Origin of the sequence: Fontisphaera persica (assembly GCF_024832785.1) — a bacterium.
Taxonomy (GTDB): domain Bacteria; phylum Verrucomicrobiota; class Verrucomicrobiia; order Limisphaerales; family Fontisphaeraceae; genus Fontisphaera; species Fontisphaera persica.
Genome location: NZ_CP116615.1, coordinates 2,052,960 through 2,077,919, shown reverse-complemented (window position 1 = coordinate 2,077,919; position 24,960 = coordinate 2,052,960). Strand labels below are relative to the sequence as shown.

The 24,960-nt window shown below is 54.0% G+C and carries 29 protein-coding genes and 2 pseudogenes; 8 read left to right on the top strand and 23 right to left on the bottom strand.

Features of this window, described 5'->3' with window-relative positions; all coding sequences use genetic code 11:
• Positions 1-1,812 precede the first annotated feature (1,812 nt).
• Entirely contained in the window at positions 1,813-2,097 is a 285-nt protein-coding gene (locus NXS98_RS07395; RefSeq protein WP_283847832.1) for a hypothetical protein, read from the top strand.
• Positions 2,098-4,855: 2,758 nt separating this feature from the next.
• Here the strand turns inward: NXS98_RS07395 and NXS98_RS07390 are convergent.
• From NXS98_RS07390 to NXS98_RS07365, 6 genes and pseudogenes are all read right to left on the bottom strand, one after another.
• Positions 4,856-5,857 carry a DUF3644 domain-containing protein gene (locus tag NXS98_RS07390; RefSeq protein WP_283847831.1) on the bottom strand — a complete coding sequence of 334 codons (1,002 nt, stop codon included), beginning with the start codon at positions 5,855-5,857 and terminating at the stop codon, positions 4,856-4,858.
• A gap of 3 nt (positions 5,858-5,860) precedes the next feature.
• Positions 5,861-6,007, bottom strand: coding sequence for a hypothetical protein (locus NXS98_RS07385; protein WP_283847830.1), 147 nt, complete (start codon positions 6,005-6,007; stop codon positions 5,861-5,863).
• A 565-nt stretch (positions 6,008-6,572) separates the two neighbouring features.
• On the bottom strand, positions 6,573-7,418 hold the full coding sequence (locus NXS98_RS07380) for an Eco57I restriction-modification methylase domain-containing protein (RefSeq protein ID WP_283847829.1): 846 nt from the start codon (positions 7,416-7,418) through the stop codon (positions 6,573-6,575).
• Between the two features lie 109 nt (positions 7,419-7,527).
• A pseudogene (locus tag NXS98_RS17950) lies at positions 7,528-7,848 on the bottom strand (hypothetical protein); the annotation flags it as partial.
• Positions 7,849-7,897: 49 nt separating this feature from the next.
• Positions 7,898-8,362 carry a DNA methyltransferase gene (locus NXS98_RS17945; protein WP_425499942.1) on the bottom strand — a complete coding sequence of 155 codons (465 nt, stop codon included), beginning with the start codon at positions 8,360-8,362 and terminating at the stop codon, positions 7,898-7,900.
• Positions 8,363-8,804: 442 nt separating this feature from the next.
• A complete protein-coding gene (locus NXS98_RS07365) occupies positions 8,805-9,053 on the bottom strand; it encodes a hypothetical protein (protein WP_283847825.1) in 249 nt (82 codons plus the stop codon).
• On the opposite strand from NXS98_RS07365, the gene NXS98_RS07360 reads away from it, so the two are divergent.
• Together NXS98_RS07360 and NXS98_RS07355 are read left to right on the top strand one after the other, a co-directional pair.
• A complete protein-coding gene (locus NXS98_RS07360) occupies positions 9,045-9,581 on the top strand; it encodes a hypothetical protein (RefSeq protein ID WP_283847824.1) in 537 nt (178 codons plus the stop codon). The two genes, NXS98_RS07365 and NXS98_RS07360, sit on opposite strands and share 9 nt — an antisense overlap.
• 428 nt (positions 9,582-10,009) lie before the next feature.
• A complete protein-coding gene (locus NXS98_RS07355; RefSeq protein ID WP_283844628.1) occupies positions 10,010-10,192 on the top strand; it encodes a hypothetical protein in 183 nt (60 codons plus the stop codon).
• Between the two features lie 163 nt (positions 10,193-10,355).
• Here NXS98_RS07355 and NXS98_RS07350 read toward each other — a convergent pair whose 3' ends face one another.
• The 10 genes and pseudogenes from NXS98_RS07350 to NXS98_RS07305 form a co-directional block, all read right to left on the bottom strand.
• The gene (locus NXS98_RS07350; protein WP_283847823.1) at positions 10,356-10,754 is read right to left on the bottom strand and encodes a hypothetical protein; all 399 of its coding nucleotides are present in this window, start codon (positions 10,752-10,754) and stop codon (positions 10,356-10,358) included.
• A complete protein-coding gene (locus tag NXS98_RS07345) occupies positions 10,715-11,173 on the bottom strand; it encodes a hypothetical protein (protein ID WP_283847822.1) in 459 nt (152 codons plus the stop codon). The genes NXS98_RS07350 and NXS98_RS07345 overlap by 40 nt, the downstream gene beginning before the upstream one ends.
• Before the next feature lie 27 nt (positions 11,174-11,200).
• Positions 11,201-11,452: a hypothetical protein gene (locus NXS98_RS07340; RefSeq protein ID WP_283847821.1), complete on the bottom strand. Its 252-nt coding sequence runs from the start codon at positions 11,450-11,452 to the stop codon at positions 11,201-11,203.
• Between the two features lie 131 nt (positions 11,453-11,583).
• Complete coding sequence (locus tag NXS98_RS07335) at positions 11,584-11,937, bottom strand: hypothetical protein (protein ID WP_283848204.1); 354 nt, start codon at positions 11,935-11,937, stop codon at positions 11,584-11,586.
• Between the two features lie 149 nt (positions 11,938-12,086).
• Positions 12,087-12,149: pseudogene (locus NXS98_RS07330) on the bottom strand (hypothetical protein); the annotation flags it as partial.
• On the bottom strand, positions 12,149-12,574 hold the full coding sequence (locus NXS98_RS07325; protein WP_283848203.1) for a hypothetical protein: 426 nt from the start codon (positions 12,572-12,574) through the stop codon (positions 12,149-12,151). The gene NXS98_RS07325 and the pseudogene NXS98_RS07330, both read right to left, overlap by 1 nt.
• Before the next feature lie 238 nt (positions 12,575-12,812).
• Positions 12,813-13,640 carry a DEAD/DEAH box helicase family protein gene (locus NXS98_RS07320; RefSeq protein ID WP_283847820.1) on the bottom strand — a complete coding sequence of 276 codons (828 nt, stop codon included), beginning with the start codon at positions 13,638-13,640 and terminating at the stop codon, positions 12,813-12,815.
• Complete coding sequence (locus NXS98_RS07315) at positions 13,598-13,774, bottom strand: SNF2-related protein (RefSeq protein WP_283847819.1); 177 nt, start codon at positions 13,772-13,774, stop codon at positions 13,598-13,600. Before NXS98_RS07315 ends, NXS98_RS07320 begins: the two co-directional genes overlap by 43 nt.
• 279 nt (positions 13,775-14,053) lie before the next feature.
• A complete protein-coding gene (locus NXS98_RS07310) occupies positions 14,054-14,365 on the bottom strand; it encodes a phospholipase D-like domain-containing protein (RefSeq protein WP_283847818.1) in 312 nt (103 codons plus the stop codon).
• A gap of 183 nt (positions 14,366-14,548) precedes the next feature.
• Positions 14,549-14,743, bottom strand: coding sequence for an excisionase family DNA-binding protein (locus NXS98_RS07305; RefSeq protein WP_283847817.1), 195 nt, complete (start codon positions 14,741-14,743; stop codon positions 14,549-14,551).
• Positions 14,744-15,065: 322 nt separating this feature from the next.
• Here NXS98_RS07305 and NXS98_RS07300 point away from each other — a divergent pair, with 322 nt between their 5' ends.
• The 5 genes from NXS98_RS07300 to NXS98_RS07280 all read left to right on the top strand — a co-directional run bounded on the left by NXS98_RS07300 (position 15,066) and on the right by NXS98_RS07280 (position 17,054).
• Positions 15,066-15,401: a hypothetical protein gene (locus tag NXS98_RS07300; RefSeq protein WP_283847816.1), complete on the top strand. Its 336-nt coding sequence runs from the start codon at positions 15,066-15,068 to the stop codon at positions 15,399-15,401.
• A gap of 218 nt (positions 15,402-15,619) precedes the next feature.
• Positions 15,620-15,904 carry a hypothetical protein gene (locus tag NXS98_RS07295; RefSeq protein WP_283847815.1) on the top strand — a complete coding sequence of 95 codons (285 nt, stop codon included), beginning with the start codon at positions 15,620-15,622 and terminating at the stop codon, positions 15,902-15,904.
• Positions 15,905-16,007: 103 nt separating this feature from the next.
• A complete protein-coding gene (locus NXS98_RS07290) occupies positions 16,008-16,379 on the top strand; it encodes a hypothetical protein (RefSeq protein WP_283847814.1) in 372 nt (123 codons plus the stop codon).
• Positions 16,369-16,602: a hypothetical protein gene (locus tag NXS98_RS07285; protein WP_283847813.1), complete on the top strand. Its 234-nt coding sequence runs from the start codon at positions 16,369-16,371 to the stop codon at positions 16,600-16,602. Before NXS98_RS07290 ends, NXS98_RS07285 begins: the two co-directional genes overlap by 11 nt.
• 38 nt (positions 16,603-16,640) lie before the next feature.
• Positions 16,641-17,054 (top strand): hypothetical protein, encoded by a 414-nt coding sequence (locus tag NXS98_RS07280; RefSeq protein WP_283847812.1) that lies wholly within the window; start codon positions 16,641-16,643, stop codon positions 17,052-17,054.
• Positions 17,055-17,345: 291 nt separating this feature from the next.
• Here NXS98_RS07280 and NXS98_RS07275 read toward each other — a convergent pair whose 3' ends face one another.
• The 7 genes from NXS98_RS07275 to NXS98_RS07245 all read right to left on the bottom strand — a co-directional run bounded on the left by NXS98_RS07275 (position 17,346) and on the right by NXS98_RS07245 (position 24,876).
• Positions 17,346-18,623 carry a helicase-related protein gene (locus NXS98_RS07275; protein ID WP_425499941.1) on the bottom strand — a complete coding sequence of 426 codons (1,278 nt, stop codon included), beginning with the start codon at positions 18,621-18,623 and terminating at the stop codon, positions 17,346-17,348.
• Between the two features lie 80 nt (positions 18,624-18,703).
• A complete protein-coding gene (locus tag NXS98_RS07270) occupies positions 18,704-19,141 on the bottom strand; it encodes a hypothetical protein (RefSeq protein ID WP_283847811.1) in 438 nt (145 codons plus the stop codon).
• Positions 19,142-19,313: 172 nt separating this feature from the next.
• A complete protein-coding gene (locus NXS98_RS07265) occupies positions 19,314-19,898 on the bottom strand; it encodes an SNF2-related protein (protein WP_283847810.1) in 585 nt (194 codons plus the stop codon).
• A 705-nt stretch (positions 19,899-20,603) separates the two neighbouring features.
• Positions 20,604-22,928 (bottom strand): hypothetical protein, encoded by a 2,325-nt coding sequence (locus NXS98_RS07260; protein ID WP_283847809.1) that lies wholly within the window; start codon positions 22,926-22,928, stop codon positions 20,604-20,606.
• Between the two features lie 63 nt (positions 22,929-22,991).
• Positions 22,992-23,168, bottom strand: a complete 177-nt coding sequence (locus NXS98_RS07255; protein WP_283847808.1) for a hypothetical protein — start codon at positions 23,166-23,168, stop codon at positions 22,992-22,994.
• Positions 23,169-23,782: 614 nt separating this feature from the next.
• Complete coding sequence (locus NXS98_RS07250; protein ID WP_283847807.1) at positions 23,783-24,385, bottom strand: hypothetical protein; 603 nt, start codon at positions 24,383-24,385, stop codon at positions 23,783-23,785.
• The gene (locus NXS98_RS07245) at positions 24,364-24,876 is read right to left on the bottom strand and encodes a hypothetical protein (protein ID WP_283847806.1); all 513 of its coding nucleotides are present in this window, start codon (positions 24,874-24,876) and stop codon (positions 24,364-24,366) included. Before NXS98_RS07245 ends, NXS98_RS07250 begins: the two co-directional genes overlap by 22 nt.
• Positions 24,877-24,960 lie beyond the last annotated feature (84 nt).

The window sequence follows — 24,960 nt, the reverse complement described above, 5'->3', positions numbered from 1 at the left end:
CTGGGGTTATCCCATCTTACCATATTGCCCAGGGTCAGCAACGGCAGCCAAGCTGCTGGGCAGGACCTTGGCTGTTCCCGACATACCATGAGCAGGGAGCACCTCGGCCATAGGCCTTTTCCCTAACGAAGGTGTTGGTCGTGAAATGCAACTGGCAAGGGGCCGGGTATTGGGCGGTTCTCCTTTTAGACGTAGGAAGGTTCAAGAGATGGAGGTTAGAGTAAACCAAGCCGCCATCATTAGCCTAGGCATCCGATGTTACGCCGTGACTGCGGGATTGGACATACCCGGCCCAGCCCCAGCGGGCTGGCATAGCTATGGGCAAGGATGGCTCCTCTTACGCCCCCTCTCAGGGACGACACCATCATTTAATCCCTATTCGATTTGTTCCCTATTCAAACCACACCTGTCTCTTACCATTTTTGCATATTACCAGCATGCTTTTATATGGTTTAAGGGACTAAGCCTATTGCCCTCCCTTGCGAGGCTCGCCTGCCGGATTTGCATCGGCAACCGGCGCGACGCGGATGGAGCGGGTGGGCAAACTTTATAGCACGACCTGCTCATGTGGTGCAGCACCGCATCGAGCAAGGCCAGCACGGAAACCCAAGGTAGCAGTAATAGTTCCACTAAATCCGGAAGGGCATTTTGCTTGGCGTTGTTCAGAGTGATTTTGACCATTTCTCTGCTTATTTCCTCTGCCAAGTTGTAGGTTAAACTAATCAAACGGAGCCGATTACGCCGTTCTCCAGAGTACTGCCTTCCTTTCATCGCATTGCGAATTATTGTTGAGCAGGGGCAATTCTCGGCCTGGGCTTTTTCATTAGTTTAATTTTCAAGTTTTGGCTCAGTCGCAATCGGATTATTGTTTCCAGTTTTGCTGGCTGGGCCGCATGATGTTGGCAGGTCGTTCTCATTGCATGTTCTCCATCATTATTATTATAGGAAAAATTAGGATTTAGAGTTGAAATTTAATCATTGATGCTTTGGGGGAAATTTTGCGGCGGGAAAAGCTTTCTTTCACAAGGTCTTGCCCCACTCAGCATGGGTGATTTGGCGGGGAGGGAGGTGGCTCGAACTCAGTACCAGTGCCATTGTAGGGAAGAGGGAAATCACCATGTGCTTGTCTGTATACTGCGAATTATCTGGTCAGGATTTCCTATGCGCTCACCCCAAAAGCCATCCTGGAGTCGATCAACCCCGGGTTGAACGTGAATAAAGAGCAATGAAAAACAACATACCCCAATTTTATATAAAAGTGCAAATTTTAATGATGAGTGAATAAAAGGCGCCGTCCATAAAAAATCATTATTTTTTCAATCTGCGCTGTCGAAAATATTATAATAAGGAAGGGAGTAATGAGGCACGCTTTAAGGGATAGGGCCTCAGAACCCCCTGCGTGGAAGACTGAACTACCCCACGCAAAGTTAAAAATATAATACAAAAACTGCGATACTTATGAAAGAGTCACACACAAACCATCAGCCCCATAACCGTCCTGTGTGTTGGTGCCACGCTGGATTAGCTTCCAATTTGGGCATTTCCATCAAAAGCACCAGAAAATTAGGTCAACACGGGTGCGTCCGGCCGCTGATTCGGAGACACAGTCTGACGAGGTTTTATCTACACGGGGTTAATCAGCAACTGGCGGCCATTACCCAGGCCAAGATAACAAAATGGTCATCATCAGCATGCCCAGGCGGCAACGCTCTGGTCTCCGGCGAATCAAAATTCAAAGGCTTTTACCACTAAGCGGTTGCTTAGGGACGATTTATCGCAAATGAAAACCAAGAACCTGACCAGAAAAATCCCATGAAAATACAACAAGCCCCCGAGATAGATGAGTTCATTAAATTATGCAAGGAGGTAGCCGCAGAACTCCGGAACTCAAGCTGCCAATCTCAGTCGAAGGGAGGGGAAAACGCCCCGCCGCCCCAAGAGGAAGCCAGTCCCTCATTACGTGTAGAAATTGAAAATCTTGAGGCACGAATTAAACGTTTAGAAGCGAGTTTGACTGAACCAGCAAGGATTAAAAATGAACAAGGTGAAACATGGTATAAGAAATTGTTCCGTAAATCGAAGAATGCAAAACCATGAAGGACAACAGATGAAACCGGATTATTCGGACACAGGGAAAACCGCACGGATCATCGGTCATCCGAAGGCTGGCTTTCCCAAGCGGTGGCACTCTTCAAAGGAGTGCATAAAATGGCTTATTGTGCCCTCCGGAAATATTAATCCAAATATGACACTAAAGGCGGGCTTTTCCGACAGATCGGCCCGTAGTGGGGAACCCCTCCGGCCAGACCGGGCTCTTGTGTGTCTTTTTAATGCCTAACCCCAAACCATGCCATGCCTATGAACTCCCAACCTTTGTGCTTTCCCAATTCTCACATCAGAGTATGTGATGTACCAAGAAGGAGCCAGCTTCTTGTCCCTTTCGGTTTATTTGCTCCGACAAAGGGTGGCTGCTGGCATAATTGTCCCGTCTTTCGGGATGCACAGCCCCGTGCGTTTCCATGGGCCAGCCGTCCTGCGGCAACTGGAGGAACATTATCGGACCCATTGCCCCACCTGCCCTGGTAATCACGGCCTTTAAAATAGTGAAATTGCAACGTTTAGCCGCGCGAGATTTTAACCTAATTGAAATAAAAAATAAGGTCATATGAAAAAATCGGGAAATAATACCAAAAATAAAAAATAACTTCATAGCAATCCGCGTCACCACGCAGGAGCAGACCGCCTGGATCGAGTCTCGCCAAGGAAAAGGGCATTAGCGTCTCGGAACTCATCCGGCAGAAATGTCAGGCGACCATTGCGACGTCCCCTAATAGCCAGGGCGAGGATGAGCTTCCGGAATTGTGTGAAAAATGTTCTATTATAAGAGACAAGCTCACAAAGCAGCCCCATTGGCAGATTGATGAAAACATAATTCGAATACTTCAGGAATTGAGAAGGCTCCTTAGGAGTTATTATTCGCGGGAAATCAATAATGGTAAGAATCAGGGTGTTGACTCCAACTCCATGCTCCAATTGTAAAAATACTTATGGTGCAAAAAGTATTCCTCGCTCACTACACCGCCAAACCGGGCTCATATGAACTCAGCCCGTGGGATCACCGCGGCCATCTTCGGGAAAACGCTCCTGAGATTATTCGGGGTGATGTTGCATTGTTACATGCACTCCATGACCTATACCGGCAAGAAAAATCCAGCCTTTGGCTGTACCAAAGCGGGGTCTTGGCATTTAATGAGCCTTACGACCGATCCAGCATTGCCAAAGTGACATCATAGATTCCTTCGAGCACCTGATGTTTGCTGGACAGGACCCCATCCGTTTTTCGCGGCTTTGGTGTTTGCATTTGAATGAAAGCAAAGTCGAATTGCATTGGTGCCTGCTCCGAGCGGATTTAATCAGCCACCGGCTGGTTGACTGGTATAAACCTTGTCCGGACTTCCTCTCTTTGACGTTTGGGAAGATTTTACCAATTTGCGTTATGGATGGGCATCGCCTAAGGATCCCCGATATCTGGAATCGATTCGGATTTCGCCCACTTCCTCCACCCCGGCATGCCCGGGACCTGGCCGGATCAAAAGCATATTAAGTGATATTGTGGTAGCTAATTTGCAGAGCCGGATCATCTCTGCAATTACTTACAGTGGCGCAAATGTAATATCCTAAAGGCCAGAGACTACTGCCTGGTCACGCAATATTCGGACAGCGTCTTTATTCTAGCAGGCCCTTGCTGCCACGCGACCTTCACCAAACCGAGTTATATTCAAAAGTGGATGAAAAAGAAGGAGGAAAAGTGGAATCAACATCACTGCAACCGAGAATATCTTGAAGAAATGTGGCGTGACCATTTTCAAAAGCGCAAGGATAGACTTGACAGGATATTAAACCATGGCCGGCCGCGCTATAGACTGCCGTTCCAGCTTCCTTGTGTTGCCCAACCGCAAACCTCAACTCCCAACAATAACTATGCCCAAGCAACAAACACCTGCCTCATCGCTTCGCCAGAATCTCAAACTCATTATCAGGGCCCTTCTTCAACGGCGATTGCCTGCTGCTCCCAGGAAAACAAAGCATTCGATGGAGCAATCTCACCCCAGTCAGCCACCAAAGCATTCGCAAATCCCAGTCCACCAACAGGAATGGGCCAGGGTGGCAGAACTCAAACAGCGGACCACCCAACTGGAACTCCGAGTGGCGGCCCAAATGCCCCCGTCCGCTCCCGTCATTACCTCGCCGCAGTCCGCCTTGCCGGCGGACCAGCCAGCCAGGCATGCCCCGAATATAAAGCAACATCCCCAAAATCAGCCTCCCGCATTCGGCTTTCCATGGGGGAGCCTTGGCGCAGGCCAAAGCAGAAAAGCAAGTCTCTCACGTCCAACTTGTCACCCCCAGACATTACCGACCCACCCCACACGGAACCCACCCATTCCCCTCCCACCCCGGCCGATGGGGGTATGGATATCTCTTAGAATGCAGCCAGCCCCAACGCCAAACCCACCGCGATTTGATCAGGGCTGGGGGTAACGAAAACAAATTCGGAAGATTTTCAGACTTATCTCAGTTTTTACGCCCCCACTCCATCCGCACAATCTCCGCCTTCGTTAACCTAAACCATATTGTCCATCTACTCTTGGTCAAACAGCTCAGCTCACACCATTAATACCACACCTCCGTATATGTCCATGGCTCGTTGATCAGCGTAGCTTGAACCTTTCGCACACTTTTGGCTTTTTCGAGGCGGGCACGGAGCAGGTTGATCACGGTTTCATAGACCGTCTCGCGCTAGCTCGCCATCAGCCACAACGTTTAACATCACTTCATCTAATGCATGGCAATCAGTTCATGCAAAAGGCAATGGCAGGTTGCTATATCCTCTTAGTGTAGCGTCTGTCAATCCGCTAAAGATATTCGGGTTGAAAAACATCTTCTTGGCGCTCTTAGGGTTGCCAGGGTCAAGCTCACGAACATGGCAATAACGCTTATCGCCCTGAAGAGCCTTGCGATATAAGTGATATTCCTGATTTACCTTGAAGTTAGCATATCGTTTTTTGCATTCATCCGTCAATTTGGCGTAGTCTAAAGGATAACGCTCGCGGATTTGCTCATCAGTCAATCGTACAGCAGGCGCGTTCGGATCATCAGTCAATTGCATTGCCAAGGCGTCTTTGGCTCTGGACTTGGTGAACCGAAGCTCCACGTTCACGGTTACCGAATAGCGAGAATAGGGATCGGCTGTCTTTGGCTCGAGAGTATTAACGAAAGTGAAAAATTTCTTTTCATGCGGATTTAGGATGACCGCTGCCGTGCTAGTGTCAAGTTCGACGAAGGACAACGGCATGAGGAAGAAGTTGAACTCTCCCAAGTCTCGCTGAAACCAATCTACGATTGCGGCAGCGAAATTCTTGACACATGCTGCTCCAAGCTCCTGCAACCGTTGAACGAAAAGTGGTGAGCGATTGTAAAAGTGAACTACAGAGTCACGCAGTTCAATCATAGCCTCAAGGTTCTTACCGGCTGACGGATCCAAAACTCCCTTTTCCACGAGCTTTTTCGACAAGAAATCGATGCCATGCGTCATCGGATTACCAGACCGGGATTTCTTGATTCGAGGTTTCTTGGATGGTTTGTTCGCACTTTGGGATGATTCACGGACATAAAGGGAGGCAACACGGTTCTTGTTCTCTACGAGCCACTTGGCTTTAATCAATAGTTCCCAAGAGTTCACAGCCAACGCAGCGAAAGACTCGGCGCGATACGGAAAGTTTGGCTTATTATACACTTCGATCGCAGCCAGCATGGCTGCGATCGCTCGATCAAGAAGTTCTTGGGAATGCGCCTTCAAGTCTCACACACTTTTGGCTTTTTCGAGGCGGGCGCGCACCAGGTTGCTCATGGCTTCATAGACCGCCTTACGCTCGCCCGCCGTCAGCCCCAATACGTCAAACACCACTTCATCCAGAGCACGGCGGTCGGCTTGATTTATTTCCTCCAAGATTTTCAGAATATGACGCTGTCCTAGTTTCGAGAAATAAAGTGCTATCTTGCAACGATCGGCATTGGAAAGAATGTGAGGATTTATCAACACTAACTTTTTAGTTCTGGTCCGTAAACGTTAAACCTCCCTTCAATTCCTTGGCGGCCAGTAATCTCAAGAATCAAGTAGGTTATAGTAGAATTGAGCAAGGCAGATGCTATTCTTGGAAAATCTTCAACGTAGCCATGGAAAAACATGTCTGTCTCGCTGAGGCTGTTGGGGTTATCCGCAAAAGAATCGCTCACGTATTAACCGTGGAGCAACAAATGACCCGGGGGTGTGGTTCAATGGAATACCATGCTGGCAGATGATTTTTGACGGAAGGAGCTTCTGGGAGAAAACGTTTCCCACAGTGTGCTTACCTTTGGAGGACGTTTTTGCCTGGCTCCCCAATCAATATACGATAGAGCGCCGCTGTAGCCTCGAGCTTTTAGCTCTTTTGTTGTTAACGTGCAACTGAACAAATAGGTCGTGGCGTCCTGTTTTCTCAAAATCAACTGCTTTACTTCATCCATCGAACTTATTACCGGAATGAGTAAATCTTTTCCAAGTTGCCCTCCCAGCCGGCGCAGTTGCGGACATGCAAACAGCCTTTTGCTGCGGTTTTGCCTGTAAGTTTAAGATAAAAGAATCTGTTGGCGCCGGTGGTGATGCCGCGGCGCACGTCGGCGATGTCGCCAAGGCGCACCAGCTTGCCTTTGCCTTTCTCCAGAATGGTGAAAAAGATTTCCGGGGCGCGGAGGTATTTACCGCCCCATTTGTTGGCTTCGTAATGGGCGGTTTTGATGCAGACGTTCTTGAGCTTGCCGGCAACGTCGTCGGTTTCGTCATCCTCGCATACCAGACCTTCTTCGAGCAGCTTCACGCTGGGGCAGGACGCAAATGCGCCAGCGTTCGGTACTTTGGCGTTCGTTGATGGTTTCCAGCGTTTTGAAGGTGCTGGCGTCGAGGACGTCCTCAAAGGGAACCTTGAACATGACGAACCGGGCCTTCTTTCAAGGTCGGCCTCGGTGCGGTCATCGGGCGGAGCCAGGAGGGCGATGATGGTATTGACGTCTGCTTGGGCAAAAGAGCGCTGGCATTGATTGTCGAAGATGAATTTGATGTGGCTGTGTTTGAGCAGGAATTCCTGGAGATCGGCGCCGTACCCCACGTCGAGCCACGAATTGGAGGTGATGAAACAAAAGCTGCCTCTGGGGTTCAGCAGGGCCAGGCCGTGGAAGTAAAAGAAAATGTAAAGGTCGCTTTTGCCATCCAATTTGCGGTATTTTGGGTGGCCGGCTTTGTCTTTGTAAATGAAGAATATGGGCCAGGCGGCGGCAACCGATTTTGAAGCGTGGCTTTGTAGGATTTCTTTTGTTTTTTCCAACGGTCGGAATTTTGCCCCCGAAATCGCCGGGGTCGAGCCCGGGCGGTGCAATCATCTCCTGACGCACATAAGGCGGGTTGCCGATAACGATGTCGAAGCCGCCCTTGTCGCCCTCGAAGATTTCCACAAAGGCAAGATCCCAGACGAACGGGACGGCTTTGTTTTGCCGGAGGACATCCAGCGCAGCTTCGAGCCGGCGCAGTTCGGCCTTTTTCGTCGCGTTCGGCCCGCCATTGTTCTTCGAGTTTGAGGCGTTCCTGCGTGGCTTTCCCTCTGCCGATGTTAGGAAATTCACCCTGTTCGGCAGAGGATTCAATCTGGCCGGTGAGGGCAGCGATGGCTTTTTCAAGGCTACATTTTTTGTGGGTGAGGATGTCACGGAAGAGGGCGAGTTCCTCAGCTTTGAGCTCGGCTTCGTGGAGTGTGGCATCGCCCTGAAAAACCGGAGTTTTTGTCTTTAAGCTGGGTAATACGGCCTTTCAAATTGGGGGCAGATTAAGATGGGTGCGGTGGAGGCCGAAATTGATGCCGCCAATTTCCTGCAGGAGGCTGTCGCCACACCGGACCTTAAAGGAAAGATTGGGAAGGAGGGGCCTGAACTTGAGTTCGGACGGTTGCAGTTCCGTTTCCACCACCAGTTGCAGCCAGAGGCGGAGTTCGGCCACGTGGACGGCCCAATCCTTCACATCCACTCCATAAAGCTGCTCACCAATGATGCGACGGCGGCGTTCATAAGGCGTTTCTTTGAGGCCGAGCCGGGCGTTGGCGCGGGCCTGGAGGTCATCGAGCACCAGCAACATGCCGACCAGAAACGAGCCGCTGCCACAGGCGGGATCGCAAACCGTGAATTTCCTGAGCAGTTCGCCCAGTTGGGGCCAGAGGTTATGTTGAGCAAGCGCCTGATCGGCGCGCTTGCTCTTCCTGATCAAAAGCAAAAACAGCATCGTAGAGCAGGGGTTTGAAGGTGGCATCAAGGTGATTGGCCAGGACATCCACCAAGGCCAGCCGGCACATCAGGTCAATTTCGACGCGCGGGTGTAAAAATACCCGCGCTGCCACGCTGGTCTTCCTTGGTTACGCCCCGGTCGGAGATGTTGACGAGGCTTTCGTAAACCTTGCCAATCATTTCCGGGTCCACTGCCACTTCCACGTTGAGGGGCGTGGATTCCGCGATGGTGAAATAATAACGTTCGAGGAAGCCCGGGGCTTGATTCTGGAATGCATCAAAGAGAGTGCTAAAAAGGCATCAGGCAACTGGGGATCATGGGCTTCATCAAGGCGGTTGCGAATAAAGAGGCCGCCATTGAGGTAGGGGGCACCCATGAGAGCCGAGAGATGTCGGTTGGAAAATGGCGATGGCCCCCATGAAATTTGTTATTGAAGGCCTCAAAAATAGAACGGTAAGCCAGCGCTCGTAAAGGTGTCTTTCTTCTGGCCTGATTGCTGGTATGCCTGCCAGAAACGATAGAGGAAATCGGCCTTCTTGCCCAGCCAATATTTGCGCTGGATGAAATAAATAAAGAGCAGCGATTTGCGCCAAAAGATTGTTACCCAGGCGGGGCTGACCGGTTGGCGGAAACTGGTCGTTGTGCCAAAAGTCGGTGTTACCGAGCCATGAACACCGAAATGAGTCAAAACACTCGTCAAGAAGTCCTGGCCCAGCTGCGTCGGCGCTATGCCCGGGCCGGGCGACTCTACAAAGCCCAACTGCTCGACCAGGCCGTCGCCCTGTTGGGCTACCATCGCAAGGCGGCCATTCGGGCGCTGCGGGCCGGGCCGTCGGCGCGACGGGCGCCCGGCTTGGTTTTGGGGCGGCCGAAGACCTACCACCCGGAGACGCTGCTGCCGGTGATTCGGCCGATCTGGCAGGCGGCCTTCCAACCCTGCGGGGTGCGGCTGCGTGCCCTGCTTCCCGAGTGGCTGGCCGCCTATGAAACCGATCATCGCCGCCTGGACCCGGATTTGCGCCAGGCGCTCTTGAGTATCAGTGCGCGCACCTTGGATCGTTTGCTGGCCCCGCTGCGGCGGGCGGGCGGCGACCGACCGGCACCCGGCCCGGCAGCCTCTTGCGTCAGAGCATCCCCTGCGCGGCGAGTGGACCGAGACCGGCCCCGGCTGGCTGGAGCTGGACACGGTGGCCCTATGCGGCGGCTGTCTGGATGACCGGCATCTGTGGATGCTGGATGGGGTGGATATTAGCACCGACTGGGCCGGGCTGCGCGCCTTGGAAAACCGCAGCCAGCACGCCACTTTGACGCAGATTCGCGATCTGGAGGCCAGCCTGCCCTTTGCCCTGCGGGGGTGGACACCGACAACGGGGGCGAGTTCATCAACCATCACCTGGTGGCCTACCTGGGGCAGCGTCCCCGGCCGGTGCTCTTCACCCGCGCCCGGCCCTATCAGAAGAACGACAACGCCCATGTCGAGCAGCGCAACTGGACGCGGGTGCGCCAGCATTTCGGTTATGGGCGTTACGACAACCCGGCGGTCACGCCGCTCATCAACACCCTCTGCAAAGAGGCGTTGGAGCCGTTGCTCAATCATTTCCTGCCGACCCTCAAGCTGGAGGGTAAGTCTCGGAGCGGGGGCGGATGGTGCGGCAGTATGGCGTCCCCCAAACGCCCTACGCCCGGGTGCTGGCGGCGGCGGAAGTCAGTGCCGAAACCAAGGCGCGCTTGCGGGCGCTGCACGCCACGCTCAATCCCTTCCAACTGGGGCGGGACATCGAACGCCAGAAGCAGGCGATTGAAGCCCGGCGGCGACTAACGGCTTGAATTCGGAGGCGTCTTGGAGTACGGGAATTTCCCCAAGAAACGGGAACAAGGGAGGCCGGCGGGACTGCGTCCGGCGGCTTTCTTTGTTCTCAAATGAGGGGTCAACTTGGGTAACACCCTTTTGGCGCAACGGGCCCCCTGCCCACCCCGCGCCGGGTAACAGTTACTTTGGCGCACAACGGCAGCCGGTTGAGCAGTTGCAGGGCAAAATCATGAGCCCAAACGGGGTCCTGGAAATCCTGCGCAGGTGCTTCTGCAAATCCGCAAAAACGATCTTATAATCGCGGAAGAACTGATCGTTAAGCTCGTGGATGTCGAGGGTCTTCTGCCAGGCGTTGTGGAGTTGGACGAAGTTGGCTGGCTGGTATTTCTCGTAAAGAGCGGCGAAGGAAAGGTCATGGAGGATCTCGACATGGGCACGGTGGGGCTGGGCAAAGCAAATGTCTTTGATGAGGGTGACTTTCTCCAGCACATCTTTAGACGGGTCGCGCTTATGAAGGCGGCGGTTGATGACCGCCAGGGTCAGGGTGTCGCCGTGCCGAAACAGCAGCAGCACTGGCATGGAAAACAAGCGGTTGACAGCGCGGGTGATGTTTGCCAGGTCGGTGCGGGAGTAGTGCGGTTTTTCAGGGCGATGGCGAAGAAAAGATAAGACTCGATCACCGCTCCGTTGTACCCGCCCCGGCTGTCGAACGGGAGTGACTGTTGGGCGCCGCCAGCAGCTCGGACTTCGTCGTCGGTGAGTTGGAACAGGAAGTCCACCGAATTCCAGTCTGTCAGCATGGCATGTTCCTGGTTGAACTGCCGGCCCTGGGCAAAGGTGTTAAGAAAGTGCTCGGGCGTGTTCGAGTCCAACGGAAGCCGTTTTGCGCTCCGATAACCGAGCGTCTCGAACAGAGCAGTGGCGGCAGCCGCTTCCGGCTGGCTGGCAAAGCCGGCCAATGCTGTGGTGATGGCCTGTTTAATCTGGAGGGGATTCATTGGGGCACACTGGGTGGGCATGGTTGTTTATGGCTTTTTGATGACCAGCCAGGTCACCAGCTCGAAATCAGTGGCATCGCTGACTTGGTCCTGGTGGTTGGGGATTATGAAGCTGCGGCTGGATTGGAGGCCGTCGGCCATGCGTTTGCGGAAGGTTGAAACGATGGACTCGACGGCTTTCTTGAGCAGGTTGTCATAGAGAGCGGTCTCGCGGCCATCAGCGGTTTGCTGGTCAAAAGGGTGCAGAGGTCCTCGTAGGCGGTGGGCTTGCCGGCGCATAGCTCGTGGTAAAGACCTAGGATGTGCTTGGCCTGGGTAAAGGCAAGGCGGACGTTGCCGTCCTCCAAAACGTAAACCAGGAAGTAGGGCTGCAAGGGATTGACCTGGGTGGCGGTTTTGTCTCACCCTCTTCACCTTCGCCCGCTGCGGCAGGCGCAGGCGAAGTTTTCTGTTTCAAACACCAGATGACACCGGGGGCAACCGCCTTGATCTCGTCGGGGGCACCACGGTGTAGAGACCAAAGGGGCGGCCACGAGGCGGCTTCGGTTGGCCTCCAGGTATTTAAGGAGGTCCATGCGAAAATCATCCAAGGTGAACTCAGTCAGGCTGATGGATTCATCCAACTCTTCCAGGTCTAGGACTTCGTCTTTGAGCCGGAGCAACTGGCGGTCGCGGTAACGCAGTTCGTCCTTGATGAGGTCCTGCAGGTCCTCGCGCTGGAGCAGGTTGTCCTCCAGCGTGGCCGCGATGTCCACCAGGGCCATGCGGGCTTCGACGCGGTGCTTGAGGCTGATGTACTGGTCGAGGTGGGGGTGGGCCAGAAGTTCACCAGTTGAACAGTGGGGTTGAGACTGCCGATGCGGTCCACGCGGCCAAAACGTTGGAGGATGCGGACGGGATTCCAGTGGATGTCGTAGTTGATCAGGTAGTCACAGTCCTGAAGGTTTTGGCCCTCGCTGATGCAGTCGGTGGCAATCAGCAGGTCAATCTCCCCTGCTGCGGCATGGAGCGGATTCTCTCGCGCCGTTTGGAGATGGGGGAGAAATTGATCAAAATGTGATGGTAGTCGGTGGGGCGCTGTAAACCTTCCGGCTGGTAGGTGGTGCGGTTCTTGCCCGTGCCCACGACCAAGGCGGAGTGGATGCCCAGCTCCTTGAGCGCCCATTGGTGGAGATTCTCGTACAAGTAGGTGGCGGTGTCGGCAAACGCGGTGAAAACGAGAACTTTGCGGTTGAGATTGCCTACCTTGTTTTGGGTGGGGTGCCTGACCTTGGCGGCGATAAGCTTCTTGAGCTCAGCCAGTTTCTGGTCGCGATCAGGGAGACATCTGTGGCGGCTCTGTGGAGACTGGAAAGCTGCTTTTGTCCTGGTCCAAGTCTTTAAGCCATTGGTTGAGGTCAAGATGCTCCAATTGGTATTTGAATTTGCCGCCGACTTCCCAGGCGTTCTGCAATTCCTCGTCGTCATGGAAGTCGAGAGCCAGCTCTTCAGTGGCCAGTACGCCGCAGTTATTTGGGCGGGTTTGGAAACTGGTTATTTTTGTTCCAAGGACTCAATTTTTCGATGGTCCGTTTCAAGGTAATTTTAAAGGACTCGACCGAACTTTCGAGCCGTTTGAGGAAACCAACCCTCATCATGCCTATGAGAAAAGTTTCACGGTCGGCTTGCGAAAAGGATCGTGGGTAGATGTCTGATAGAGGTGCTGAAATTGCTTTTTGACGTATTTGGCGGGGTTGAACACGGAAAGCTTGTATTGCCCGATTTCTTGGTTTAGGCGGTCGTAGGAAGGAAAACGGCGCTGCGAGTCAATTTCCGGATAAATCGCCACAGGTTTGAGGCGTTTGGGGAAACCTCCTAGGCGTGCCATCTCGTGCTTATAGTATTTCTCGACGTGTTTACGAGCACGGGCGATGGTGAGCTCGTCAAGGAGTTTGAAAAAGTCTGAACCAAGGCGCAACAGCAGATCGGACGTCTTGCGTTCTCTGGGCGACTGCTTGGACCAGTTGGTGAAGTGGGCCTGCGCCTGGCGGAGCGTCTCCTTGACACTGACGATGCCGATGGATTCCCGAAAGGCTTCGTCTTTGCCTGCCGAGATGAAGGCCACCTGGTTGCCAAGGTCCTTGAGGGTGTTGTTGACGGGGGTCGCCGTGAGCAGAAGCACCTTGGTGCGCACGCCGGAGCAGATGATGTCCTCCATGAGGCGCTGGTAGCGGCTGCGACGGATGAGGTTGCCCTGTTCGTCACGGCGGCCAGGAGTGTTGTTGCGAAAATTGTGGGACTCATCAATGACGACCAGGTCGTAGTTGCCCCAATTCAGGGTTTCGAGATTGATGTCGCCCGAATAGCCGGTCTCCCGGCTCAAATCGGTGTGGGCGAGAACGTCATAGCGGAATCGGTCGGCGACGAATGGGTTTAATTTATCGTTCAGCCGGTACACCGTCCAGTTGTCACGCAATTTTTGGGGCATAAGACAAGGACGCGCTCATTACGGAGCTCGAAGAATTTGATGACGGCGAGGGCTTCGTATGTCTTGCCCAAACCGACACTGTCGGCGAGAATGCAGCCGTTGTGGGCCAGTATTTTGTTGATGATGCCCTTCACCCCGTCCTTTGAAAATCAAAGAGGGCTTTCCAAATCTCGGTGTCAAACAAAGTGGTGGCCCCCAGGTCGGAGTCGGTTTTGCGGGCATCGCCCAAAACTTCTCGAAGATGTGGAAGAGGGTCTTGTAATAGATAAACTCCGGTGAATGATTCTCATAGACCTGCTCCAGGTATTGCAGTACGTTGGCTTTGATATCTTTGACCAAATTAGGGTCATTCCATAGACGATCAAACCATGCCTTGAGTTGGTCGCGGTCGGCGGCAGCACTGGCAATGAGGTTTAGTTCAATATTGCTGCCGGTATGCTGCAGACCCAGACCGCGCGGCGTAAAATTGGGCTGCCGAGAATGGCGACGGCGTCGTGGCCAATATTGGCGACATGATAAAGTTTGCCGTGAAGAAAACCGCTACGGTAAACGGTTTTGATGTCCACCTTCTGGCGAATCCAATTGGCGCATTCCTTGGCTACCCGCTTTTGTTGGAGGGTGTTGGCGAGCTTCAGACCTTCGGGAGCAATAATGAACGTTTTTGATTCCGTCCTGGCCGGGTCCAGCGATTTCACGAACGCGGGCTCACCGAAAAGGAATTGCATGCGGTCAATCTGGTCGAGGCAGTCCTTTAGGGCAGCGTAAGCGTAGATGGTGAAGTAGGCTGACACCACCGACATCCGGGCCCCTTTGCGGATGTGAGTCTTGAGGAACTCGCCTACGCTGCCGTAGTAATGATTGTCCCGGATCCCGGAGTTGGTGGCGGGGGTGACAAAGGAGCACTCATGTTACTTTCGGGGTACCCTCTTCTGCGCTGTCTTGCCGCGATGGACCCGCTTGTCCACCTCAGAGGCGGGAAACCTCCACCACCGTCCCATTTTATGGGCGGACATGTTCTGCCGGACGACCCACTTCGGGAAGGTGTTTTGGGTGACGCCCAGGTGCGCCGCAACCTCTTCAACAGACAGCCTGTATTCATTCATAAGGCAAAGCCATTTTCCACCATGATGTTGCGCCCTACATTGGGCTGGCTCAGAGACCCATTTTAGCGGTCCGGTTTCGCCCAGACAAGGTTAAATCAGTCAGAGATCAGGCAGAGGGCGCATCTCATTTTCTTGCAGGGGGTGTATAGTGGGGCCATGACGACAACTTTGCTAACATCCCCCGCTACCACCCCCACCGTTGCCCTGCTCGCCCCACCCAGCCTGCGGCACCCGCCCCAGAACCCTTGGCCGTGCTGGCGGCCCGGCTGGTGGGGACCTTGGAAGCCTCAGTGGCGCACTTCTTGGGAGCTGCCGATCAAATTTGGGCCATCTGGAAACCCAACCCCAGCATGACATACAAGCCCTCCTGCAGGAAACCCTGAGGCGGGCCGCGCAGGCCAAGGCCGACGCCACGCCCCCGCACTGCCCGGTCTGCGGTCAACCCTTAAGCCGGTGCTCCTCCGGCCACGCCCGCACCTTCCAGACCCGCTTTGGCGACATCACTTTGGCACGCACCCGCTGCTATTGCCAACGCTGCCGCCAATGGCGCATCCCGGCCGATGCCGCCCTGGGTCTCGACGACACCGCTGGCTACTCGCCCCGCCGTGCAAGCCCTGATGGCGCTGGCCGCCAGCAAGCTGCCCATCGCCGACGCTAGCGTGGTGCTTGAACCGTTGAGCGGCGTGAAGGTGCCCCCGCCACCCCCGACCGGGAAGCCAAACGTCAGGAGCCTGCACCCAGCGTCTGCGCGCCCAGCTCGACGCGCAAGCCGCCACCGAAGCGCGCCAATTGGAACTTAGCTTGGAACCCTACCAGATGATCCTGCAACTGGAGGAGGCTCTGGCGGGACTGTCCGCCGGGCCGACGGCGGAGTAGGTGGCCAAAGAAATCGCCTACTTGTGGGAGCATCAGGCGCGGATGGACTATCGGGCCGGGCGGCGGGCGGGCGAACCGCTGGGCAGCGGGGCGGTGGAAGCGACCTGTCGGCAGGCGCAGTGCCGGTTCAAGCGGCCCGGGCAGTTCTGGAGCACGGCCGGGGACGAAGCGCTGCTCTGTCTGGAAACCTTCTGGCGCAACGACCGCTGGTCGCTCCTCTTCCCCACACCGCCTTCCACCCTGCAAGAAATTGAGATGCGCCCCTGCTTGAACGCCAGGCTTTGAGAAGGTTGATTGGCGGACTTAATTCTGGTAAAAGAAGGCTACGCTAATCACAGGCCAGACTTATGGAAGAAAGCGCTTTTGTGAGATAGACGACGCCAAATTAGTGGCGGCCATCGCCGGGGCTCGCCGGCTGGTGGTGTTTGCGGCGCCGGGGGTCTCCAACGTCGTTGCCGAGGCCTTGTCGGAGGCGTGGAGGCGGTTGGGCGCCCAAGGGGTGAGAGTGATTTTGGATGTTGATGCCGAGGTTTGCCGGCTGGGCTATGGAACCATGGAGGGGCTGCAGCGACTGCAAACCACCGCCCAATCGCTGGGGACCATGGTCTGCGAGCAACCCGGCCTGCGGCTGGGCTTGTTGGTGGTGGACGAGAAAGTGCTGATCTACAGCCCCACTCCCTTGCTTATTGAAGCCGGCTCAAGTCAGGATAAACGGCCCAACTGCCTGGTTTTGATGGCGTACCCCACCCGTGGCCAATGACCTAGGCATAGGCTCCAAGGGAGTGGAGGAGCAAAAAGTCGGGCTGGACCATGTGTCGGAAGACAAAGTAAGGAAGGTGGCGGACGACTTGGCGGTGAACCCGCCTTTGGCGTTTGACTTGGCCCGCCAGGTGCGGGTCTTCAATTGCCAGGTGGAGTTTGTCGAATCTCCACCTGGAAAAATTCAACTGCAAAGGCAGGAGGTGAAAATTCCCCAGAACTGACGGGCTTTGACTCGCCCCAAATCAAGAGTTTATTTTGTTTGGAGATCAGCCAGGAACTACTGCAAAAGAAAGAAGCCTTGGAACGAGTTAAGAAGGAAATTGAGAAACGTTATACCCACCCGATGCCTGGCTACGGGGGCAGCATCATCCGCCGCTCCGCCAAGGAGGCATTTAGCAGGGAAGTGAAAGAGTTGGAACGCCAGCTGGCGGATTTTCAGGCCTATGTTCGCCACCATTTTAAAGGCATCGTGGAAGATAATAAAGCCAGGTTGGTGGATTTGCTGACGCCAGCGGTTTTGAACCGGCCGCCCGCAAAGTGGCGCCACCAGCTCGTGGGGCCGGAGCGCACGGCCCGGGCAAAAATGTTGATTCACGGTGCGTTACAGGATGCCTTTAAAAATTTTTCTTTAAATGTGGACGGGATGCGCGTGCGGGCCCTTTTAAGGGCGTGACGTATGAGAGTTTGAAAGATCCCGATTTTGTGCGACTGGCCAAAGAAGCTTTTCCCGAGATTCAATTGCATGATGAATATACCGCGGCACCAGAGTTGAATCACAAAAAATAACCCCAGGCAGGTTGTTTTTAGGAGTTTATCGGCATCCCTAGGGCCCGTGTGGTCCACGCCGTGCGTGCCGGCCATGAAAAGAGGCAACTTGGCCCGCTAATAGTGGGAGGGCGCTACCGTGATGAGCGACAGGCATCCTGGAACTTGTCTCTTCAGTGCGCCGGCGCTTCCACCCATGCTACCAGCCAGAGCGAGAGGCCAGCCCTGGCTTGCAAGCGGGGTCGCGACCTTGGAGACGGTCGCGCAACGTCTGCTGAGCCAGTTTCTTGGCATGGACTTCTACCTCCGCCGGAAAGGAGGGGGCAGGAGAAGCGGCAGTACTGAGGGCCGTGGCCGCATGCACCAAGCTCATCACCTCGGCCGCCGGCAAGTGCATAAGGCCCTTTGTCGGCGCATGAAACACGGCCACAACGGAATCAGGTGTTTGCAGGCGGCGCGCCTGGCCCAGCCACCGCAACACATACACCCACAGCCAGCCCGCGCCATGTGGCCAGTCCTGGCCAGCCTGAATGGCGAAGGCGCTTTCGCGGGGACGCGCTTCCACTGCGCCTTGGAACAGCCAGTCGGTCACCGGCTCGCCAAAACCCGCCAGCACGGGTTTGATGGGTTGGCCTCGCACGCGGCCAAGGTCTTCGTCGCGCACTTGCAGAAAGATCTCCCGGTCAAACACCACGTGACACGTGCGGCCGGGGCGGAAGACGGGGTCGCGAAAGGCAGCAGGCAATTCGAAATGATGGACGCCACGGACGAACTGGTTGGCGCTGTTGCGGGTGTCCTGCAGCCGCAAGCCGTGGCGTTCCAGAGCGAGTTGGAAGGCCAGCTTGAAATCGGCACTGCTCAAGGTGGGCTTGATGGCGGCGAGGTCGCCGTTGAAGCTGCCGGCGTCGCCCAGCAACGCCTGCAGGCGATGAACGGAGCGGGCGGCTTCCTGAATCCAGCCATCCACTTCCTCGTCGGAGCGCTCTTGGCCTTGTACGTGGCGGGTGAATCTGCCTGAGGGGTCCACCTGACTGGCCACCTGTCCCAGAATCATTTCAAAATAATCCTCCTGTACGCCGGTCAGCCCGAGGGTGTGTTGCACGGCCCGCAACCGCTCCAGGATGCGCAGCGAGATTTTGGCATCCCACGATTCAGGCACGCGCAGGTTATATACCTGCACGCGGTGGGATTGTCCGTAGCGGTCCAGCCGCCCTATGCGCTGCAATAAGCGCATCGGGTTCCACGGTAGATCATAATTGATCATGATATGGCAGGCTTTTTGCAAATTGATGCCCTCCCCGCCGGCCTCGGTGGAAACCAGAAAGCGGGAGGCCTGCTCAAAGCGGCGGCGCGCTTCACGGCGCTGCTCCATGCTGCAACCACCGTGGATGACTTCCACCTCCGCCGAAGGAAATAGCTCGGCCAGCCGCGCACACAGGTAGTCCATGGTGGCGCGGTACTGAGTAAAGAGCAGCACCTTGGCCCCTGGTTCGCGGTGGTCTAAGTCACGCAGTAATTGAGCGCAGAACTCCCATTTGGTGTCGCGGGTCAGGGATTTCAGTGCTTGCTGCAGCCGATCCAGCAGGAGTTCTTCCCCGTCAAAGAAACGCTTGCCGCGTTCATGGAGGTGGTTGAGGCATGCGATGGTTTCCCGTCATCTTCGTCTTCCTCCACCATGTCCTCCCAATGAATTCCGCGGCCCTGAGCCAAATGCGCGGCGCGGCGTTCCAGGGCCGCCTGCAAGGCCGTCCAACTGCTGGCGGCAATTTTGTGGTAGGTGTGCATGACCAGGGCCACCGCCAGGCCGTAGCCGCGGGAACCATTGGTGGAGGCTTCGAGGCTTTTGCGAATGTACTGAGTAAGCAAATTGGACAGTGCCACTTCCGCCGGTGACCACGAGACCTCCAGGGTTTGCGTGTCATGCCCCTTGAACAACGGGCGGCCTTCCCAATCCACCGCCCGTGACTTCGGCGTTCGGGTCAACGTTTCCCGCAAGTGCAATTTTTGAAACTGCTCATGCACTGGGCGGGCGTCCGGTTGAAACAAATCTGGCCTTGGCAGGTGCAAAGGCGCAGGAACCGCTCGTCATCTCCCTGATGCGGCGTGCCGGAAAGCAGCAGCAACCGGGGCGAACGCGGCGTGCGGTCGGGGTTTTCCACATGCCGGACTAACCGGTTTTCCACCAGGAATTTGAAAAACGATAGTTAAGCGTTTCCTCCAAATCCTGGTTGATGGCATTGCGCCGGGCGGTCAATCGGTGGGCTTCATCGCAGATGACCAGATCAAACGGCCCCACGTGCTGCAACAGTTCCCGGTATTCTGGGCGCTTGATGCGGTCGATGGAAACAATGACGGCCGTTTGATTGCGCCAGCTGGCCTCCAGCGTTCCGTTCAAGTTGACCCCGACGATCATAAAATGCAGGTTGAACAAATCCTCCAATTCATCCTGCCATTGCAACGCCAGCCCCGCCGGGCACACCACCATCACGCGCAGCGGCGGCTCCTGTCGCAACAAACCAGCAATGATCAACCCTGCTTCCACCGTTTTGCCCAGACCCACATCATCAGCCAGCACGTGCCCAAAGCGGTTGCCCGTGAGCACCCGATCCACCACATGCACCTGGTGCGGCAATGGCTGCACCGCGGCCCGGGTGAAACAACTGGTTTGATGATGCTCACTGAGCACCACTGCCGCGGCCAGCCGGCACCGAAACGCAGACACTTCCCCATCGTCCAGCGGCGGCGTCTTCATGCGGATAGCTTACCCGTTCCAATTCATCGGGCTGCGCCGGGAGCAACTGATCCAGATAATCAAAGGCCACCTGCAGTCGCGTTTCCCCAGCGCATCCTCCTCCACGTACTCCACCACCCCAAAACCATACTCCGGGTGCGCCCGGTGAATGACGCGAGATTTTCGAGATAAGGTTGCTGTCATATTAGCAGAAAGTTGAAAAAGTCATTTTCAACCAAAAATTATGCAAAAACACCTATGATTTCGAGAGTTGAGCTTCCCAAAGATGCCTTTTCAAAAGCATGCTAGATAGTCGAGAAATTCAAAGTTCGATAACGATATTCCATGCCCATGTGCAGCAAAGGAATGTCATAGTATGGCTTCAACCCTTCACCAGCATTTGGTTCTTGCGACAGCTTGACAAGCCATATTGAGCCATCGAAAAATTGATCTTCAGACTGGATCCAACCGATTTTCACCAACGCCCGCTGCACTGGTCTGCAGGTATAAAGGCATAAGGCAGCACGGCCTCGTCCGTGATGACACGAAGGCGGTGCAACTCGCGAACAATAAACCGTAACGGGGTGTCAGCGCTTTGTCCGAAGACGCCTATCCAAGACAGCTGTTCCGCCCCAGGTAGCCGCCCTGCCCGGAGAAAATCAACCAGATTCTCTGCATGCCCCTGATCGATCAGGTCCAGTATAACAGAGGGAAAGTCATTTCGAATCATGAGGTGAACCTTGCGTAAATCATAGAAAACCCGCCGCCAAAAATAGGCCTGTTCGCCACTGGCATCGAGGTCTTGAAATTCCATGTGCACCGCGCGCTCGAACATTTCCCTAGTAGACTCGGAGAAATCGCCCACATAGGTATTTTCCCAAAATGCTGAGCATCTAAGCGCGTCGTCCAAAATCGCCGCAGCTCCGTCATGGTTCGCCCAGCTGATATCAAGCAGGCAAATCCAAACAGACGATACCAAAGGGCTTTGCCTGTGTCATTGGTGGTTGCTAAAAACGCCTCACGGAGGGCTGTAGCTCGGTCTTGCATGGGAAGCTCCTGCCATTCTTGGTTCCAAGCACCAAACAATGCCCAGTTGGGTTGGCCTTCCAGTACATACTCGCCAATGGGGCATCCCTGATGATCCCACCATGTCCAGAGTTTTTGTACTGACCAGATGTCAGTGGGCGGATTATCTATTACTGCCGGCAATGGTAAATCTTGCTGAGTGCCGTATATCCGGCGCACCTCCTCATCTAGAGTTCGTAAAGTATATGCGCGCAGTTCATGGATATCATCTGGTGAGAAATTAAGATTAAACCAAGGAAAATCTTCAGGCCGCTCGACTACCTGCCATAACCAGTTATTCGGATCTTTGGAGCCTAATTTTTCAGCAACTTCTCGTCGCAATATTCCTCTTAATAGATAGCTAACAGCGGAGATGCGGCTCATGTCATCTACTGCCTGAATTATCCATCGCACTAATACACTCGCGTCAGTTTGTTGGGGTGGACGGCAGGCAAGGAAAAATTGCAACGCTGAACCATTGTAAGCGGAATGTAATCTAAACTGCTGGGGAGCGAGAGCAGCTCGAATTATCTCTTCCTGATCCACTTCGTGGCTGTTGCCGTCGGCTACCAAAAGCTCCGCTGGTCTGCGCCATGAGCCGTCAGCAGCTTGAAACTTCACGTTCGGCAACAAATTGCCGAATGCTTTAGATTCCCGTTCTTCGCGCTCCCTCCAATCGCCCTCTTTCAGCCGCTTGAGAAAATGAGGTGTTAGCAACTGCCCAAGCCGTGTCGCCACATCTGAGTCGGCCCGATATTCTTCGCCGCATTTCAATTCCCATTCGACCACTGTGGCAAGATATAGCTCCTCTATCGTAAACTGCATGGATAACAATTCCCGTAATACTGATAATGTCCGTCTTGATGACACAATACAGCCAGGCTCAATGCGCCGATGAAAAGAAGGCCACTGTTGGGCGATTGTAAATGCTTCTTCTTTATCTAAAGCACCTGCCGCTGCAAAAACAATTCGCGGAATATTTGTCAGTGCGTGATACATGCCCCACAGGCCAGTGGGCAGTGCCTCACAATCATAATAAAATTCAAAGAGTCCGGTGCTAGTGTGATTGGTATTATTGAGCCGCCACAAAATGCGGCGGGCCAATTCCGTATCCATGCTGTTCGATGATGGCGATACTTTATCGAAGAAGCGCTCAGCAGGAACGTGCCAAAAGCTCTGCCAGAACAAGAGTGCAGTGGTTTGCGTTGCCAAGGCTAACTGATGGCGCAGATTATCCCAGTTTTGTTGGGCCAGTTTATACAATTCCTTGAGGCGGCTGGCCAAAGTCCTGGCGATTTCGTTGGCCAATTGGTGGTTGTGTTCGGAATTCAGCGCCAGTTGAATGCGGCCCACGTCTGGTTCAAAAGGCGCATTAATTGCAAATCCATAATCAGGTGTCGCGCGGGTGGGGGCGGTCACCCAATAGGTTGGCACATCTTTCGGCAAGGCCACAAACCCATCCGAATTCAGCCCCAAAAGCAATTGCCAGCGATCTTCTGCAAATTGTCCTGTGATCACCAAAGCGCGTGTTATTCCAACATCAGGAAATCGTAGGTCGCCGACTTCTATACCGTTGCTTATAGCAACAGCACGCCAGTTCATTTCCTGCATTTCTCCTTCTTGGCGCACCAAGCGCAAACGCTTGATTTTACGCGAGAAAATCACCAACACCGGCGCAATACGATAGAACAGGGAAGTGACTTTGACAGCAGAAGTTCCGTTATCTGTTCTCAATGGTAAATGTATTATTGTGCCGCGCCGCCACTGCGCGGGGCCAAACCGCTGCAGTTCAGCCACCAATGCCTCTCGCCTCTCTGCTGCCAAGCGAACAGGGTAAATGCCTCCGCGAATCACGAAATCAAGGTTGCCACTGACCACCTCCGGGGCGTCACTCACCAGAAACACACTCTTAAATCCGAGGCCAAACTTTCCCGTGACTTTACAAGGGCCTTCCGCATTTTTATCAGAAATCGATTGAACCACCATTTTTCCAAATCTTGATCAAAGCCTCGTTCACGAAAATCATGCCCTCCAGAACCCTGGAATTCGTTAATTAATCGGCCCCAATGCACCAAGGTTAACCCCCTGGTCCATTATCACCACGCATCCCATCGCCTCCAATTCTGCAACGGCAATGCCCAGCACTTGAAGCTCAACAACGGCGTCGTCTGCATTCTGCCATAATTCAAAAGGTACAGAAGATGCGTCGTATTGATATTGCTCCATTTTCTGCCTCACAGCGGCCAAGGTTTTTGCTGAATCTTCTCTTCGGTTGATAATTTCTGTCGAATGGCTGCTTTGGCCGTGGCCAGGTCATTCAGTATGGCCTCGGACACAGTTCTTCCATTTTCCTCTGCCTCAGCCCGGCGGCGGTCGGCACTATCCCACTTTTAAGATCGCCTCTGATTTCAGGCCAATGATGGGCACCGATCTGCCGCAGGAATGCTTGGGCCATCTCGACAATACGATTTTGTGCAATGCGAATGTGAAGCTGGCTGGGCTGGCTCCATTTCTGCCAGAGAGGTTGAAGATTAATGCCATTCTCTAAAAACAGCGGCGAGTAATTGTTCTGCCGAAGTACGCAACATATTAATAAGGGTCTCGGCGTCCTGATTCAGGTTGTTTGGCTGAATATTTAAAAGACGCACCCAGCGCTGTGGTTTCATCAAATCACCAAAAGCAGGAAATCTCTGTATACCGCTCCCGAGAAAAATTGTCGTGTGATTCCCCCAACTTGGGCCGTCAAAGGGGTGCCTACTATAGAAGGCATTTTTAACTGATTTGCTTGATGGATGACACAGGCAAATCTATAATAACCCAAGGCTCTTTTGAGTTGACCATCAACCCCTGCAATAGCCTCCCGCACCCTCCACGGAATTTTGCCCCAGATAATTGGCGGCTAAAACTTTGACCTGCCCATTAAACCCGTCGCCTAAAATGGAAATAAAGGCCCCGATGATTTCAGGCGGTACATAATCTCTCCACGGAGCAAAATAGTTGCACAAACATTGTGCCGTATTTTTATATGCCTCCTCAAACGGTTCAAGCCCATTTTCCAGCTCTATATTAATGGAGACCTGGTTGGCCCGCGCACGCAAATTGCTCAGCGCCTGGCTAAAATCATCATCTAATTGGTCATTGGAAACAATACCATGGGTTGGCCAGGCCAATTGCGTTGGAGATTTCCACTCTCCTCTTGCACTGAGAAGCATCAGACCCTGCGATTTAAGCACATTTGTGGTAAATTCACTACCCAAGGAATCTATCATGCGCAAATAACGCACAAATACAGCACGATATTTATGGGCTGCACTTACATCGCTTCGCTGTTGCTTTTGTGCCAAGTAAACAAGCACTTTTGCGTAAGCGTCAACATCGAGTTGGCCGCCAAGTTCATTCAGGCAATCGGGCAGGTGGTGTCTCACTTCTTCTGATTCAAACAACGCTTTGAAAAGGAGGCTACAGGAAGTACCTCGACAGGCGCATCACCCAGAGCGTCCGTCCAATCTCTACATTGTTCCATATTCCACTCTCCAGTCAGCCCGGTACGCCATTGGGAATGTTGTTTTAACAATTCAACCAACAATTTAATTGATTCATCTGGCCTAGGTATTACTGTTTTAATAAACGTCTCGAAACGATTATGGTTCCGGATTTCCGGGGCCAAGCGCAGAAGCGGAATTTTTCCTCGCAAAACTCCATCTGGTAAATTGTCTAATTCGTTCTCTGCTCCACTGATGTGCAACAAATCTGCTGGCCTGACAGCTACGCCGCCTATCAAACGCAGCCATGTGGTTGTAATAACTCTCGCACGTAATTCCGACCTCAGCGTTCCCAAATGCCCAATGGCCGTTAGGATGGTGTCCCACCAATCAGCCGGATGTGGCTGGCTAATGGCAATTTCAACTACGGCCTCCCAGTTAAGGGGATTCACCAACCGATTTGAGCCGTCGTGACTGCCAAATCTGCTGTACGCAGGGTGGGGCCGGAGTCGGGTCACCAGACGATTAAATGCCTC

Coding starts and splice junctions, on each gene's coding strand:
- NXS98_RS07395 (WP_283847832.1), top strand. CDS start 1,813: ATGAAAATACAACAAGCCCCCGAGATAGATGAGTTCATTAAATTATGC.
- NXS98_RS17945 (WP_425499942.1), bottom strand. CDS start 8,362: ATGCTGTTTTTGCTTTTGATCAGGAAGAGCAAGCGCGCCGATCAGGCG.
- NXS98_RS07360 (WP_283847824.1), top strand. CDS start 9,045: ATGAGTCAAAACACTCGTCAAGAAGTCCTGGCCCAGCTGCGTCGGCGC.
- NXS98_RS07355 (WP_283844628.1), top strand. CDS start 10,010: ATGGTGCGGCAGTATGGCGTCCCCCAAACGCCCTACGCCCGGGTGCTG.
- NXS98_RS07350 (WP_283847823.1), bottom strand. CDS start 10,754: ATGCCAGTGCTGCTGCTGTTTCGGCACGGCGACACCCTGACCCTGGCG.
- NXS98_RS07345 (WP_283847822.1), bottom strand. CDS start 11,173: ATGAATCCCCTCCAGATTAAACAGGCCATCACCACAGCATTGGCCGGC.
- NXS98_RS07340 (WP_283847821.1), bottom strand. CDS start 11,452: ATGCGCCGGCAAGCCCACCGCCTACGAGGACCTCTGCACCCTTTTGAC.
- NXS98_RS07335 (WP_283848204.1), bottom strand. CDS start 11,937: ATGGCCCTGGTGGACATCGCGGCCACGCTGGAGGACAACCTGCTCCAG.
- NXS98_RS07320 (WP_283847820.1), bottom strand. CDS start 13,640: ATGCCCCAAAAATTGCGTGACAACTGGACGGTGTACCGGCTGAACGAT.
- NXS98_RS07310 (WP_283847818.1), bottom strand. CDS start 14,365: ATGCAATTCCTTTTCGGTGAGCCCGCGTTCGTGAAATCGCTGGACCCG.
- NXS98_RS07305 (WP_283847817.1), bottom strand. CDS start 14,743: ATGAATGAATACAGGCTGTCTGTTGAAGAGGTTGCGGCGCACCTGGGC.
- NXS98_RS07265 (WP_283847810.1), bottom strand. CDS start 19,898: ATGAAGACGCCGCCGCTGGACGATGGGGAAGTGTCTGCGTTTCGGTGC.
- NXS98_RS07260 (WP_283847809.1), bottom strand. CDS start 22,928: ATGGTGGTTCAATCGATTTCTGATAAAAATGCGGAAGGCCCTTGTAAA.
- NXS98_RS07255 (WP_283847808.1), bottom strand. CDS start 23,168: ATGGAGCAATATCAATACGACGCATCTTCTGTACCTTTTGAATTATGG.